11 protein-coding genes are annotated in these 15,058 nt (G+C 53.5%); 7 read left to right on the forward strand and 4 right to left on the reverse strand.

Going from position 1 to position 15,058, the window contains the following annotated elements:
• Window positions 1-7: 7 nt before the first annotated feature.
• From LOS79_RS26735 to LOS79_RS26745, 3 genes are all read left to right on the forward strand, one after another.
• Window positions 8-811 (forward strand): ABC transporter ATP-binding protein, encoded by an 804-nt coding sequence (locus LOS79_RS26735; protein WP_315413667.1) that lies wholly within the window; start codon window positions 8-10, stop codon window positions 809-811.
• The gene (locus tag LOS79_RS26740; protein ID WP_315413669.1) at window positions 804-2,468 is read left to right on the forward strand and encodes a hypothetical protein; all 1,665 of its coding nucleotides are present in this window, start codon (window positions 804-806) and stop codon (window positions 2,466-2,468) included. The genes LOS79_RS26735 and LOS79_RS26740 overlap by 8 nt, the downstream gene beginning before the upstream one ends.
• Window positions 2,469-2,693: 225 nt before the next feature.
• Window positions 2,694-4,703: a putative bifunctional diguanylate cyclase/phosphodiesterase gene (locus LOS79_RS26745; protein WP_315413670.1), complete on the forward strand. Its 2,010-nt coding sequence runs from the start codon at window positions 2,694-2,696 to the stop codon at window positions 4,701-4,703.
• A gap of 84 nt (window positions 4,704-4,787) precedes the next feature.
• Here the strand turns inward: LOS79_RS26745 and LOS79_RS26750 are convergent, their stop codons facing one another.
• A complete protein-coding gene (locus LOS79_RS26750; protein WP_315413671.1) occupies window positions 4,788-6,461 on the reverse strand; it encodes a methyl-accepting chemotaxis protein in 1,674 nt (557 codons plus the stop codon).
• 301 nt (window positions 6,462-6,762) lie between these two features.
• Here LOS79_RS26750 and LOS79_RS26755 point away from each other — a divergent pair, with 301 nt between their 5' ends.
• The gene (locus tag LOS79_RS26755; protein WP_315413672.1) at window positions 6,763-7,194 is read left to right on the forward strand and encodes a MarR family winged helix-turn-helix transcriptional regulator; all 432 of its coding nucleotides are present in this window, start codon (window positions 6,763-6,765) and stop codon (window positions 7,192-7,194) included.
• Window positions 7,195-7,294: 100 nt separating this feature from the next.
• On the opposite strand, the gene LOS79_RS26760 is transcribed toward LOS79_RS26755, so the two are convergent.
• Entirely contained in the window at window positions 7,295-9,187 is a 1,893-nt protein-coding gene (locus tag LOS79_RS26760) for an LTA synthase family protein (RefSeq protein WP_315413673.1), read from the reverse strand.
• Between the two features lie 263 nt (window positions 9,188-9,450).
• Between LOS79_RS26760 and LOS79_RS26765 the strand changes: the two genes are divergently transcribed.
• Both LOS79_RS26765 and LOS79_RS26770 read left to right on the forward strand, forming a co-directional pair.
• Window positions 9,451-11,769, forward strand: a complete 2,319-nt coding sequence (locus tag LOS79_RS26765; protein WP_315413674.1) for an ATP-dependent DNA helicase — start codon at window positions 9,451-9,453, stop codon at window positions 11,767-11,769.
• Window positions 11,770-11,871: 102 nt separating this feature from the next.
• Complete coding sequence (locus LOS79_RS26770) at window positions 11,872-12,840, forward strand: Gfo/Idh/MocA family protein (RefSeq protein WP_315413676.1); 969 nt, start codon at window positions 11,872-11,874, stop codon at window positions 12,838-12,840.
• Window positions 12,841-12,934: 94 nt separating this feature from the next.
• On the opposite strand, the gene LOS79_RS26775 is transcribed toward LOS79_RS26770, so the two are convergent.
• Window positions 12,935-13,615, reverse strand: a complete 681-nt coding sequence (locus LOS79_RS26775; RefSeq protein WP_315422468.1) for a CidB/LrgB family autolysis modulator — start codon at window positions 13,613-13,615, stop codon at window positions 12,935-12,937.
• Window positions 13,615-13,986, reverse strand: a complete 372-nt coding sequence (locus tag LOS79_RS26780) for a CidA/LrgA family protein (protein ID WP_315413678.1) — start codon at window positions 13,984-13,986, stop codon at window positions 13,615-13,617. Before LOS79_RS26780 ends, LOS79_RS26775 begins: the two co-directional genes overlap by 1 nt.
• Before the next feature lie 113 nt (window positions 13,987-14,099).
• Between LOS79_RS26780 and cidR the strand changes: the two genes are divergently transcribed.
• Entirely contained in the window at window positions 14,100-15,005 is a 906-nt protein-coding gene (gene cidR, locus LOS79_RS26785) for a cidABC operon transcriptional activator CidR (protein ID WP_315413679.1), read from the forward strand.
• Window positions 15,006-15,058 lie beyond the last annotated feature (53 nt).

Here is a 15,058-nt window from a genome sequence, read left to right on the forward strand (position 1 = left end):
GAGGTTAATGGGCAGTATTGCAGAAGAGCCTGTCATTTCAATTGAAGGCTTATGGATGAATTACTCAGACCGGATGGTTCTGCGGGGAATTGATCTGGAGGTGTACCGCGGGCAGATCATCGGCTATATCGGACCTAATGGTGCAGGCAAAAGCACTACAGTGAAAATTATGCTGGGGCTCGTAGAAGGCTATAACGGGACTGTGCGTATTTTTGGCAGGGATATCTCAGACGGCGACACAGCCTACAAAAAAAGAATCGGATACGTGCCGGAGGTAGCCGAGCTGTACGACAGCCTGACGGCGAGGGAGTATCTGACCTTCATCGGAGAGCTGTACGGGCTGAAGAAGCAGGACGCTGATGCCAAGGCCGAGCGGCTGATGGGCCTGCTGAATCTGGCGAAAGCCTATGATATGCGGATTGCGTCGTATTCCAAAGGGATGAAGCAGAAGGTGCTGCTGATCTCAAGCATGCTGCATGATCCGGATATTCTGTTCCTGGATGAGCCGCTCAGCGGGCTGGATGCCAATAGTGTGATGGTAGTGAAGGAGATCTTCGCCACGCTCGCAGCCAGGGGCAAAACTATCTTTTACTCCTCGCATATTATGGACGTTGTGGAGAAGATCAGCAGCCGGATCATCCTGCTGAACGGAGGCGATATTGTTGCCGATGGCAGCTTCGCAGAGTTGCAGGAGCAGAGCCGGGAGGGCTCGCTTGAGGAGATATTCAACCAGCTGACCGGATTTGACAAGTACCGGGATATTGCCGGTGAGTTCGTCGCTGTGATTGGAGAGGGGGCAGCGGATGCGTGATTTCCTGGTGCTGAAGCTGCTTGACCGGCTGCAGTGGATATTTAAGGCGCTGGGCATCGATTATCCTGTAATGCGCAGTATTCTTCAGGTTAAGCTGACCATGGACGGCAGACGGACACCGACACTTTTCTCCGGGACCCAGGATCAGAAGCTGAATACGGACGGCTCGCCGCTGCGGGTGCAATGGTTCTATTTACTGCTGGGACTGATGCTGATCGTGCTGGTGGCACCGAGTGGCAATTATCACCTGATGATGAGTATGCTGTTCAGTGTCGTCATGTTCATGATCACAACGACGCTGATCTCGGATTTCTCCTCAGTCATGCTGGATCTGCGGGATAAGAACATCCTGTCCTCTAAGCCGGTGGACCGGCGGACGCTGGGGATGGCCAAGAGTATACATATTCTGATCTACCTGCTCACGGTAACCCTGACCTTCACCGGACCCTCGCTGCTGGTATCGTTATTCCGGCATGGGGTGGCCTTTTTCCTGCTCTATGCTGCAGAGATCATCCTGATGGGCGGCTTCATTCTTGTCTTTACGGCAATGGTCTATCTGCTGATTCTGAAATTCTTCGACGGGGAAAAGCTTAAGGACATCATCAACTATGTACAGATTATTCTGTCCGTTGCAGTTACTGTAGGTGCCCAATTAGTATCGCGCCTGTTCAATATTTCTGAGCTGGGCGCTGTCTTCCATCCGGCCTGGTGGCATTTCCTGGTGCCTCCTGTCTGGTTCGGTGCTCCGTTTGAGCTGCTCATCGGCGGTTCGGCGGGAGGGCACCTGGTCACCTTAAGTGTGCTTGTCCTCGTAGTTCCGGTTGTAATGTTTACAGCTTACATTCTGCTGATGCCGGTGTTTGAACGCAGCCTGCAGAAGCTGGCCGAGCAAGGGGCGGCAGGCAGGGACAGCGGCCGGATTGCCCGTCTGCTGTCTGAGGCGGCCTGCCGGAATAAGGATGAGGCGATGTTCTTCCGCTTCACCTGGTCGATGATGAAGAATGAGCGGGAATTCAAGCTGCGCGTCTATCCGAGCCTGGGTATCGCCCTGGTGCTGCCCTTCATCTTCATCTTCAATCAGGTATGGAGCGGCGATCTGGCGGCCATTCAGGGTTCCAAGTCATACCTGTTCATCTATTACAGCGCTCTGCTGATGATGACAGTCATCCAGATGCTGCGGTACTCGGCCAGCTATAAGGGTGCCTGGATTTATAAGGCGATTCCGCTGCCGGGGACGGCAATGGTCTACCGGGGCATGCTGAAGGCGGCGTTGCTCAGGCTGCTTCTGCCGCTCTTTGCCGTAGAGGCAGTTGTGTTCACCCTCTTATTCGGAACAAGGATTGCGGCCGATCTGGTGGCAGTCCTGCTCGCTTTGCTGGTGCATGCGGTTCTGTGCTTCCTCATGTTTCCTAAGGCCTTGCCGTTCTCGGAGAAGTATGAAGCGGCACAGCGCAAGGGATTCACCATGAGCTCTTTCGTCCAGCTGTTCATTCTGGCCGGCATGACCGGTGTGCATTATGTCTTCACCTTATTTCCGTTCGGAATATACATCTATATGGTAATTCTGGTAGCTGTGAACGGCTGGATTTGGCGCCGTGCCTTCCAGTCTGAAGGTTCACGCAGCGGGCAGATTCCAGCCTTCCGTGCCAAGGGCTGACGGCAAATATGGACATTTTTTGCACACACCGAAAAAAGGGTCTAAGTTCCAGTATTTACTTAGACAGCCTACCAAATTCAAGGTAAAATACAGCTAAAGTTATATTTCAGGGATAGCCTATAATCTTTATGCACTCTTCCATTTATCTAATACTCGTATAATGATTTTTTACTTGAGATAAACACTGAAACGACGATGATAATAAAACTGGTGAAGAGGTCAACTATGGATCAAATGGGAATCCACTATAATTTCTGGATTGTTTTACTATCCTTCGCGCTTACGGCGACTGCCGCCTATTCGGCGCTTAATCTGATTTCGCAGGTTTCCCATTCTGTTGGCCGGGTCAGGCGACTCTGGCTGCTCTCCGGTGCCAGCGTGCTGGGAAGCGGAATCTGGGCCATGCATTTTGTAGGTATTATGGCCGGTCATCTGCCGTTTGAAGTCAGTTACCGTCCCGGTACTGCAGTGCTGTCTCTGCTGATTAGCATGGCGTCCTGCTATGCGGCGCTTAGAATCGCAACGGCCTCCCCGCAGAGAATGTGGCGTTTCCTTGCCGCCGGCGGCGTCCTGGGCAGCGGGATTTCACTGATGCACTACGTCGGAATGTTATCCATGGAGATGGAGGCCAAGGTTCATTATGAGATTATGGACCAGGCATTGTCCGTACTGATTGCACTGCTGGCTTCTTATATTGGTGTGCTGCTGTTCCGCAGGTTCAAGGACTACACGGGCTTTAGCCGCTGGAAGCTATACTCGGCGCTGTTTATTGCGGCAGCGGTCACCGGCATGCATTATACGAGCCTGAGAACAAGCAGCCTGCAGTATGACAGCTGGATGGCTACAAGACCGCTGCTCGTGGATACGGATGTTATTCTGCTGACGGGCATTTCGCTGGTTACCCTGTTTATGCTGGCTATATCCGGCGGGGCTGTTTTTCTCGACAGGCATGTCCTGGAACGTATGGCTTATCATGATCCGCTTACTGAGCTGCCCAACCGGCATGGGCTGGAGCGCTATTTCAAGAATGATTTCTTCGGCGGCAGTTCGGGAGCGGTGTTTTTTGTCGATCTGGACCGCTTTAAATCGATTAATGATACGCTCGGGCATGATATTGGCGACCTGCTGCTCCGGGAGGTTTCGGAGCGGCTCACCGGCTGTGTTGGTACAAAAGGCAGAGTCTTCCGGCTGGGCGGCGACGAGTTTCTGATTGCCCTGCCGGAGTGTACGGTGGCAGCAGCTGAGGAAGAGGCGCAGTATATTTTGCAGGAGCTTAAGAAGGCTTACAGCATTGAAGGCAATGAGCTGTATGTAACAGCCAGTGTCGGAATCAGCATGACCCCGGCGCATGGGACGGACCGCTCAGCCTTAATGAAGGCTGCGGACACGGCCCTCTATACCTCGAAGGACTCTGGCAAGAATAAATTCAGCATCTTCGATCTGGAGATGAACCGCCATCAGGTACGGCGGATGTCACTGGAGAAGGATCTGCGCAAGGCGCTTGCCCGTTCCGAGTTCATGGTTGTCTATCAGCCCAAATGGGATTCACTGATGAACGTTACGGTAGGCCTTGAAGCGCTGCTGCGCTGGAAGCATCCGGAGCACGGTGTCATCTCTCCTGCAGAGTTCATTCCGATTGCTGAGGAGACGGGCCTGATCGTGCCGATCACTTACTGGATGCTGCATGATGTATGCGCCCAGAATATGCTGTGGCATGAGGCCAATGTTGCGACTGTGGCCGTCTCAATCAATATGTCGGCGCGGATGTTTGAAGGCGGCAGCCTGTATGAAGTAGTGGAAGAGGCACTGAGCCGCTCCGGGCTTGAGCCGCATTTCCTGGAACTTGAGATTACCGAATCGATTGCAATGAACAATATGGAGGAAACGGTTGCCCAGCTCTCCAAGCTGCGGAATCTTGGAGTGAGAGTCTCGCTTGATGATTTCGGAACCGGGTTCTCTTCCCTGGGTAATCTTGATGAAATTCCGGTCAATACGCTGAAGATTGATCAGGTCTTCATCCGCAAGAGCAAAATGCATTCCAAGAAAGCGATCATCAGCAATATTATCGCCATTGCCAGCAATCTCAATATGGAGGTTGTGGCCGAAGGGGTAGAAACTACCGAGCAGATTGAGCTGCTGCAGTCTCTCGGGTGCCGTGTAATGCAAGGCTTCTACTACGGCCGGCCAATGCCGGTCAAGGAACTGGGCCAATGGTTTATTGAGAATACAGCATAAAGTATGCTGGTTCTCCTGTCTCCAAAAAAGGCTGTCCCGGCCGTGGAATTCTCCACGTTCGGGACAGCCTTTTTAAATGAGTACTTATGCGGTTATTTTGAAATTCTCTACCAATACCTGCAGCTTATCCGCTAGGGAGGAGAGGAAGGCTGCGGAGGACTCTACTTCCTCCATGGCGGCCAGCTGCTCCTGTGAGGAAGCCGACAGCGTCTCTGCCCCTTCCGCGGTCTGGTTAGAGACAGCTACGATATTCTGAATGGCAGTAACAAGCCCGTCGGAGATCAAGGCCAGCTCACGTACGGTTGCCGAAATCTGCTGACTCTGCGAAGACATATCGGAAACGGAGGTCTCAATCTCCGAGAAGGAATGACCGGCGGAGATAATCATCTCCTTGCCGTGCAGCATTTCTTCAGTAGAGCGTCGCATGGTCTCGCCGGCTTTGTCCATCTGATGCACAATCAGACTGACGAGTTCACCGATCTGACCGGCAGATTTCGCTGAACGTTCAGCCAGCTTGCGCACAGATCCGGCAACAACGGCGAAGCCGCGGCCTTCTTCGCCGGCCCGTGCAGCCTCAATCGCCGCATTCAGGGATAATAGATTCGTTTCTTCGGCAATACTGGCAATGATTCCGACAATACTCTCAATCTCTTTGGAATGGCTGCCCAGGGTCCCGATAATGCCGGACAGATCCTCGATGCTTCCGCTGACAATGCTCATCTGGGTTGTAGTGGAATCCATGGACTCGCGGCCGGTCCGGGCCTTCTGTGCATTCAGCGCCGCATTATTCATCGCACTGTCGGCATTGCTGGCTATTTCAGTAATGAAATGCGACATTTCCTGCACGGCTTTATAACTGCCTTCAAGATTCTGCAGCTGGGTGTTTGCCCCTTCCGCCAGCTCGATTGTAACATTGACGCTATGCTCCCCGGCGCGGTTGGTTTCCTGGGCACTGGCCGACAGCTCTTCAGAGGAGGAGGCAACCAGCATAGAGGTATCATTAACCTGTGTAATCAGGTTGCGCAGATTGAGGGTCATATCATTGAAGTCAGCGGACAGCTGGCCGATCTCATCCTTGCTTGTGAGGCGGAGCGGTTCCCGGGTGAGATCACCCTTAGCTACAGTGTTGACGGAGCTGGATAATTTAGTAAGAGGTCTTATCATGCGGCGGATGGTCAAATAGGCGGCAATTATGGCAACGAGCAGGACCAGAGCACTGATGATGAAGGGCTGAGTAATAATCTCCATTGTCCGTGTCTGAATCAGCGGGCCGTCAAAGTTGATGGCCATTAAAGCGATGATAGGTTTGGTGGGATCATGGTCCTGATAGATGGGGCCGTAACCGGTTTTGAGGGAGACCCCTTCATATGTATAAACTTTAGAGTAGGCGGAGTGCTTCATGGTGGTAATCATTTTTTTATCCTCATCGGAGAAATAGAAGGTGTCGCCTGCTTTATAACCTCTTTCTTTGAACTTCTTGTCAGCAGCGAGTACCTTGCCATCCAGTGAGAGAATGAATGCTTCCTTGAAAATAGGCTTGTGATCATTTATCCAGGCGATCCGGTCTTCAATGGCACTGAGCTTGCTGGTATCGCCTGCAACCAGGGCGGATATATCGGCGGGATCTATAAGGCCGGTAGTGATGTTAGCACAGCCTACCAGTTCAATACCTGCAGCTTCATCAATCTGTTTATAAGCCGCATGGTACCCGAAGAACCCGATGGATGACCCGACCAGAAGCAGTACAATAAGCATCATCCAAGTTAATTTTGTTGCCAATTTCATAAAATATCTCACCAGCCCTGACTCTAAGTATATTAAGTGAAAATAGCTATCACTGCTACGATTATAGCGCATCGCCGCTATTTGGGCATCAGTCAGAATAAAGAATTTTTGTGTCGGGAAATGACGATTTGTGTAAAGGAAACCGCCGTATGATCAGGTTCTGAATCAGGTTCTCGGGGCAAAAGCATTGAATCCATATCCATGTTGATGTTACCCTTTAAATAACCCCGCAAAATGGGGCTGTGGCTGAACATACGGACTGGGAGTTGAAGGGATGACACAGGAAATAAATCCGTTGATCGAACGTGTGGGATTATCCATGTGGAAGGTACAGCGCAAAATCATGTCGCAGATGTCTATGCATAAGGAAATGGGCTTAACGGTTCCGCAATTCGGACTGCTGCATATGATTGCCCAGGAGAAGCAGGCCAGGGTTATTCATCTGGCGGACAAGCTGGAGGTGAAATCCAGTGCAGTTACAGTGATGCTTGACCGTCTGGAGCTGCTGGAGCTGATTGCCCGCGTTCCTGATGAGAATGACCGCAGGGCTGTCATTGTAACCATTACCGGTAAGGGACAAGGGATTCTGGAAGAGGCGCAGCGCCGTTCAATGGAGCTGCTTCAGGAGCATTTAGCGATTCTGGAGCCGGAGGAGCTGCAGAACTTCGCAGATTATTATACGCTGCTGGAGAAGCAGGAGCGTTAATCAGCAGTGCAGCGCCGGTTGCCTGTAAACATACAAATGAGCCAGCTCCTTAAGCAGGGGGCTGGCTCATTTATGTTTATTTAAGAAGTGGCTGTGCGGGCTACTCGGCAGCCGGCTCTTTATCCGGCAGCTGTGACACATAGCTGTCTGACAGCTGGCGCAGGCGCAGGGCGCGGTTATATTCATCCTCAGTGCCGGAAGGGGCGCTGCTGCCGCTTGCCAGGTTATGCTGTGTGTTATCCTCGAAGCTGTTTCCGGGGATCAGCAGCCCTGAGCTGGAGATAAACGAGCCGGTAGGCAGATAGTAACGCTGCGGCAGCAGATTGTAAGACTGGCTGAGCAGATCCTGGCCAAAGTGAATATTGTTGTCCATAGATACACCCAGCAGACTGAGCGCCGTCGGCATAATGTCTACCTCACCGCCCACCTGTTCAAGGGTCTCTGATGTCAGGCCCTGACCATGAATGAGCAGCGGGATATTGAGCATATTCGCATATCCGTAATCATATCCGTAAATTTCCTTCATTAACTCTTTGTCATCATGATCGAGTGAATAGATCGGCAGGCCCATATGGTCACCGTAGACCATAATCAGGCTGTTATCCCATAAGCCGTTCGCCTTCAACTCATCCACGAATTGCCCGAAGGCATAGTCGGCATAGTTCTGGGAGCGGATGTAGTCTCCGACAAAGGTTCCTTCATAACGTTCCGGCAGCTTCATCTTGTACTTCTCTGCAGGAATCGTGAACGGATGATGCGCAGACATGGAAATGACCTGGGCGTAGAACGGCTGCCCTGCCTCGCTCATCTCCTTCAGCTTCTCCGAGGTTTTGCGGTAGAGCACTTCATCCGAAGCGCCAAAGAAGAAGGAGTCCTCATCTCCGAAGAACTGGTGATCATAATAGTGCTCCCAGCCCAGAGAGCTGTAGAGCTCGCCGCGGTTCCAGAATTCCACATCGTTTGTATGGAAGGTCGCACTCTGGTATCCGCTGGCCTGCAGGAGGCCCGGCAGGCTTGGTATTTTTTTGTCAACATAAGACATGGTTGCTGCACCCTGCGGCGGAATATAGAAGGACGAGTTCACTACAAATTCTGCATCTGAAGTATTGCCCTGGCCGACCATCTGGTAGAAGTTGTTGAAATAAAGGCTATCCTCCATAAGGCGGTTCAGGTTCGGCGTGATTTCCTGTCCGTCCACCTTAAGGCCCAGCAGGAAGTTCTGGAAGGATTCCAGCTGGATAATAATCAGATTCTTGCCTTTGGCTGCACCGGCATAAGGTGAGACCGCGGAGCTGTCAATGCCTTTGAGCTGATTGATCTTCTCCTGGGTAATTTCACTGGCCTGCACAAGCTCCGGTTTGTCTTGAGCAAAGATCGTATATGCCTCATAATTAAGGATACCCATTTCCTGGGCCTTCTTGATCTCGTTCATGCTTGCCTTGTTAGGCAGAATATTGAACAGGCACAGTCCGAGCGAGACTGCGAACAGGACCAGATGCAGCATCCGGCCATTAGGACGGTTGATGTTATGCTTTTTATAATTGCGGCCGTTTTTATTAATGAAGAAATAGAAGCCCAGCACGATAATATCCGTGAAGATCAGCAGATAATAAGGGTCCATGAGCGAGAATACACTGTTGCGCACGGCTGTAACCTGATTCACCTGCTCGGCGGCATGGTAAGTGACAATGACTCCATAATATTTGAAGTACATAATAGCGGCAAAAAAGATCGCGGTAACCAGCAGGTTAACCGTCATGTAATATCCAAGCTTCCGTTTGGAAGCAAACCGCTCAATCAGGAAAAACAGAACCCAGACAAAAGGGATTTCCGTCAATAGTGATTTCCAGAATTGCGTGTCTTCAAAGATAACGCCCCAGGCTAGCAGGCTTTTGAGGATGAAGATGATCGAGAAGAACACAAATGGCTTGAGCAACCATCGTTTAACCGTTACGGATGACACAGCTTCGCCTTCTTTCTTAGTAATGAACATGTTTCCCGGCTGGGAGGAAACAGCTGGATAATAAGCGGAAACGGACAAAAGAATACCATTATTAATAAAACTTATTATGCAGCGCCAGCCAGAGAATGTCAAAAATCAGAATCAGCCGTATATCCTTAGCGGAGAGCGTAAAATCAATCCTGCCTCAAGCGGGGGGCAGCTATTGCCCTCAGGAGGCGTTATACCGGCGAAACCGCATGAATATGGCGTCCGGGCCGGAAAGACATGCCGGGAAATAATGGAGGTGAGCCTGGATGGAGTATACAGAGATCGCACTTTCTGTAAGAGCGCTTGTTGAATATGCGTACAGCAGCGGGAGTCTGGAGCCGGGATTCCGCAGCGGGGCGGCCATGGCGGAGGGGACACGCATTCATCAGCAGATCCAGAAGCAGTATAAGGAGGGGGACCGGAAAGAGGTCTACTTGCGGACAGAGATTCCGCGCGGGGGGCTGCTGTTCATTATCGACGGCCGCTGCGACGGACTGCTGGCCGACGAGGCTGGAAACCTGACGGTTGAGGAGATCAAATCCATTGCCGGGCCGCCGGATGCTTCCATGGAAGGGCGCGAGGTGCACTGGGCACAGGCGTTCATGTATGCCTATATCCTGAGCAACGATCTGGAGCTTCCTGCGGTTAAGATAAAGCTGACCTACGTCCAGCGGGGAAGCGCCGAGCAGTACAGCCTGTACAAGGATATGACCCGCAGTGAGCTGGCCGCCTTCGCGGAAGAGACAGTCGCCCGCTATGCACCGTATGCAGAGATGATGGCCCGCTATAAGGTGCGCAGGGATGAAAGCATCCGCCAGCTGGGATTTCCGTTCCCGGCCTACCGGCAGGGCCAGCGCCATTTCGCCGCCGCCGTATATACCTCAATTGCGGAAGGCGCTAATCTGTATGCCCAGGCGCCAACCGGCATCGGCAAAACAATGTCTACCCTGTTCCCGGCGGTCAAGGCGCTGGGGGAAGGCAAGGCGGCAGGCATCTTCTATCTGACTGCCAAGACGGTTACGCGGATTGCTGCGCAGGAAGCAATGGGACTGCTCGGCAGCCGGGGGCTGCAGCTGCATGCTATTGCACTTACCGCCAAGGAGAAGGCCTGCTTCCGTGAGGAGGGGGGCTGCACCCCGGGTTCCTGCCCGTATGCCGAGGGGTATTATGACCGGATCAATGGAGCTGTGCTTGATATGCTGGAGCATGAGACTCTAATAACCCGGGAGACGATTGCCGGCTATGCCAGGCGGCATGAGGTATGCCCGTTCGAGTTCTCCCTGGATGCCGCCTATGCCTGCGATGTGGTCATCTGCGATTATAACTACATCTACGATCCCCGCATCAGCCTGAAACGGATGCCTGAAGAACAGAAGAAACGGACGGTTCTGCTCGTGGATGAAGCGCATAACCTGGTGGACCGGGGACGGGAGATGTACTCGGCTTCACTGACCAAGGCGCCGTTCCTGGCACTGCAGCGCCAGTACAAAACGCTGAATCCGGGACTTGCAGCAGCGGCTAAGGCGGTCAATGCCTTCTTCATTGCGCTGCGCAAGAGCTGCAGTGACAAGGGAGCCGGGGAGTGGGCGGAGTATCCGGAGGCGCTGCCGGAGCTGCTGCTGGACTTCAGCACAGAAGCAGAGCTGGAACTGATGAATGCTTCTGCAGCGATTGCCGCCCCGGCGGCAGAAGAAGAGGCAGGGGCGGGCAGCCTGCTGGATACATTCTTTGAGGTGCAGGGCATGCTGCGCACCTTCAAGACCTATGATGAGCGCTACATTACCTACGCGGAGGTCCGCAGCGGCGATGTGTACCTCAAGCTGTTCAATCTGGACCCGTCTTATCTGCTGCAGCAGATGGCGAAGAGCTTCCGCAGCCAGATCATGTTCTCGGCGACATTGTCGCCGCTCGCATATTACCGGGATATGACCGGCGCCGGGGAGGATGACTACAGCCTGAGCCTGGACTCGCCTTTTCATCAAGAGCAGTGGCAGGTCTCGGTGCTTCCGGTATCCACCCGTTATCACGACAGGGAGGCCTCCTTGCACCCGCTCAGCGATGCCCTGAAAGGGATGGTGTCCAGAAGGGGCAACTATCTGGTCTTCTTTCCATCTTATCTGTATTTGAAGAATGTGTATGAGGTATTCACAGAGAAATACCCGGAAGTCCGGACGCTGCTGCAGGGCAGCGGGATGAGTGAGATTGAGCGGGAAGATTTCCTCGCGGCCTTTCATCCGGGCAGCCCGGACAGTCTGCTTGGCTTTGCTGTGCTGGGCGGGATTTTCTCCGAAGGCGTTGATCTTCCGGGTGACCGGCTGAATGGCGTTATGGTAGTCGGGGTCGGGCTGCCGCAGGTCGGGCTGGAGCGGAATCTGCTCCGCAGTTACTTCCAGTCACAGGGCAAAAACGGCTTTGACTATGCGTATGTCTACCCGGGCATGTGCAAGGTACAGCAGGCCGGAGGCCGGCTGATCCGCAGCGAGCAGGACAGCGGGGTTATCGTGCTGGCGGATGACCGCTTTCTGCAGGCTTCTTACCGGCAGCTGCTCCCCGCAGAGTGGCGGGACTACATTGTTGTAACGTAAGCGCGTATAATCAGGAAAGAGCAGGACAAGCCGTCTGTACCGGTCTGGTCCGCTAACCTATTATGAAAAGGCATTCATTCAAAGAATACAGGAGGTAATGAAATGACACTTAATATCGGGATCGTTGGCACCGGCTGGTTCTCCAAGGTACATGCGGATCTGCTGGCAGGTATGGAGGATGTAACCCTGAAGGCTGTCTGCGGCAGCAGCCGCCAGAAGGGCCAGGAGATGGCGCGCGCCTACGGGGCTGAGGGCTACGGGGAGATTACAGAAATGCTGGATAGCCATAAGCTGGATGCCGTATACATCTGCGTGCCGCCGCAATCTCACGGGGCTACCGAGCGCGCCTTGATCCGCAGGGACATTCCATTCTTCATTGAGAAGCCGCTGGCCGCAACCACGGAGATTCCGGCCAGCCTGCTGCAGGATATTAAAGAACGCCAGCTGCTGACTTCTGTCGGCTATCACTTCCGGTATCAGGAGAACATCCAGCGGCTGAAGCAGAGGCTCAGCAGCGACAAAGTCGGGATGATTGTCGGTGAATGGATGGGCGGGATGCCCGGCGTAGCCTGGTGGCGCAATCAGGAGCAGTCCGGCGGGCAATTCACGGAGCAGACGACCCATATCGTCGACCTGCTGCGTTATCTGGCGGGTGAAGTGACGGAAGTCTACGGCATGTTCGGCAACCGGATTATGCATGAACAGCATGAGGGTGTAACCGTATCCGATGTCGGCACTGTATCGCTGAAGCTGGCCAGCGGCATTGTGGCGAGCATCTCCAATACCTGCGTACTGCCGGACGGGGTCGGCAAGAGCGGCATCAGCTTCTACAATGACAACGGGCTGCTCGACTGGAACCCGGAGCGGCTGCTGGAAATGCGCAGCGGGGAGAGCAAGGAATATAAGAATACTGGCAATCCTTACGCAGCGGAAAGCGAGGCCTTCCTCCATGCCGTGCGGACCGGGGACCGTTCCCGGATTCTCAGCGATTATGAGGATGGTTACAAGACACTGAAGGTAACCTGCGCGGCGTATGAGTCCTCCTTGAGCGGCTTGCCGGTGAAGCTGTAGGTCCTGCCTCTGAACGGCTGTTATTCCATAAAAAAACAGCAGCACCGCCGGCTTCTGCCGTGGATGCTGCTGCCCTGGCCCAAGCCGGGTCGGCCTAGTGGAGGAAAACCGCGAGCAGTGCCGGCGCAAGGCCAATCGAGAACAGCGCCGTCAGAATCATCGCGATACTGGAGATGGTGCCGGTCAGCGAACTCAGCTCGAAGGCTTTGGAGGTGCCCGTACCGTGCGCAGCGGTTCCCAGCGATACACCGCGCGCAATTTCATTGTCAATGCGGAAGAGGCGGAGCACGGATGGTCCCATCATCGTTCCCAGCACACCGGTCAGAATAACGAAGACTGCAGTGATGCTGGGAACGCCGCCGATGCTTTGCGAGATGCTCATGGCAATCGGTGTGGTCACCGAGCGGGGAACCAGGCTCGCTGCCAGATCCCCGCTGAGGTGCAGCCACTTGGCCAGCAGCATCGAAGACAGCACGGCAATCACCGTTCCTGACAGCACGCCTGCCGCAATTTCGGCGGCGTGCTTTTTGAGCACCTTGAAGTTCTTATGCAGAGGGATTGCAAAGGCGATGGTCGCAGGTCCAAGCAGATCCGACAGCCATTTGCCTCCCGCATTGTAGGATTCATAGGAATTGCCGGTCAGCAGCAGGAAGCCGATGATCAAGAGCGGCGTGACAATCAGCGGAGAAGCATACATTTTGCCGGTGGAGGTATAGATGCGCTTAGCCAGGAGGTACACTGCAATAGTAAGCCCGAGAAATAAAAATCCGGTCATCATGAGCTTCTCCGCTCCTTCACTTTATAGATAGCTCCTGTAAGGACTCCGGATCCGGCCATGACAGCAAAGGTTCCTAAGAGTACAACAGCCAGCACCTGCAGGCCGTCTGCCTCCAGCAGCTTCGAATACTTCATTACACCTATAGCCGAAGGAATGAAGAACAGCAGCAGCTCGGCCAGCAGCCACGAAGCGCCGGCCTCCACCCAGTTCAGGCGGATTACACCTGATTCCAGCAATATAAATAAGAGAATCATCCCGATAATGCTTCCGGGGAGAGGAATATGCAGCAGTGAGGTTAATGTATTAATCAGCAGGGAGAACACAGTCAGTATGCCCACCTGCAGCAGGCCTAAGGCAATCTTTTTCATCAATGATTACCTCCTTTCATCTTACTGAAAGTTTACATCTTTTTCTTTCATAGGTACAATGAATAGATTGAATATATTACATTCCTTTCATCTATATATGGAGGCTATAAATTATGGATATCCGGCAGCTGGAATACTTTGTACAGGCAGCCCGGCTGAACAGCTTCTCCAGGGCGGCAGAATCGCTGTATATCACCCAGCCCACCATCAGCAAGATGATCCGGGGCCTGGAGCTTGAGCTGGGGGCGGATCTTTTTTACCGCGAGGGGAAAAGCATCCGCCTGACTGATGCCGGTGAGCTTCTGCTCGTGAAGGCACAGAATATTGTCGAATCGTTCGCGAGCCTTCCTTCAGAGCTGGACAGCCTGCGCAATTTGCGGCAGGGGCATATCCGCATCGGGCTGCCTCCGATGGTGGGGGCGAGCTTTTTCCCGGCGGTTATCGGAGAGTTTCACCGGAAGTATCCCGAAGTGACGATCAGGCTGCATGAGGACGGGGCCAAAAAGGTAGAGGATGACGTAGAGTCCGGGCTGCTGGATATCGGGGCAATTGTCCTGCCGGTCAACGAAGCGAGGTTTCACTGCTTCACCTTCGTGGAAGAGAAGCTGCAGCTGCTGGTTCCGGCAGGACACCGTTTGGACGGGGCACAGCAGGTGCCGCTCAAAGAGCTCGCAGAGGAGGAGTTCGTGCTGTTCCGCGAGGACTTTGCCCTGCATGACCGGATCATCTCGGAATGTGTTAGAGCGGGCTTTCAGCCTAAGGTAATCTATGAGAGCTCCCAGTGGGATCTGATCAGCCGGATGGTAGCTGCCGGGATGGGCATTGCCCTGCTGCCGGAGACGATCTGCCGGGATATGGATGTCTCGCGGATCGCGGTTATTCCTGTGACGGAGCCGGTAATTCCCTGGCAGCTTGGCATGATCTGGCGCAGGGACCGTTATCTTTCCTTTGCGGCACGGGAGTGGATTGCTTTCGCAATGGATGTCCTCCGGCGGCGTTATCTTCCGCAGAAGCCCTGACAGAATCAGTAGAATAAGAGGTTTGGCCAGGCTGTTTTCGTTTGTCCGGGCGA

The organism is Paenibacillus sp. MMS20-IR301, assembly GCF_032302195.1.
Classification (GTDB): domain Bacteria; phylum Bacillota; class Bacilli; order Paenibacillales; family Paenibacillaceae; genus Paenibacillus_AQ.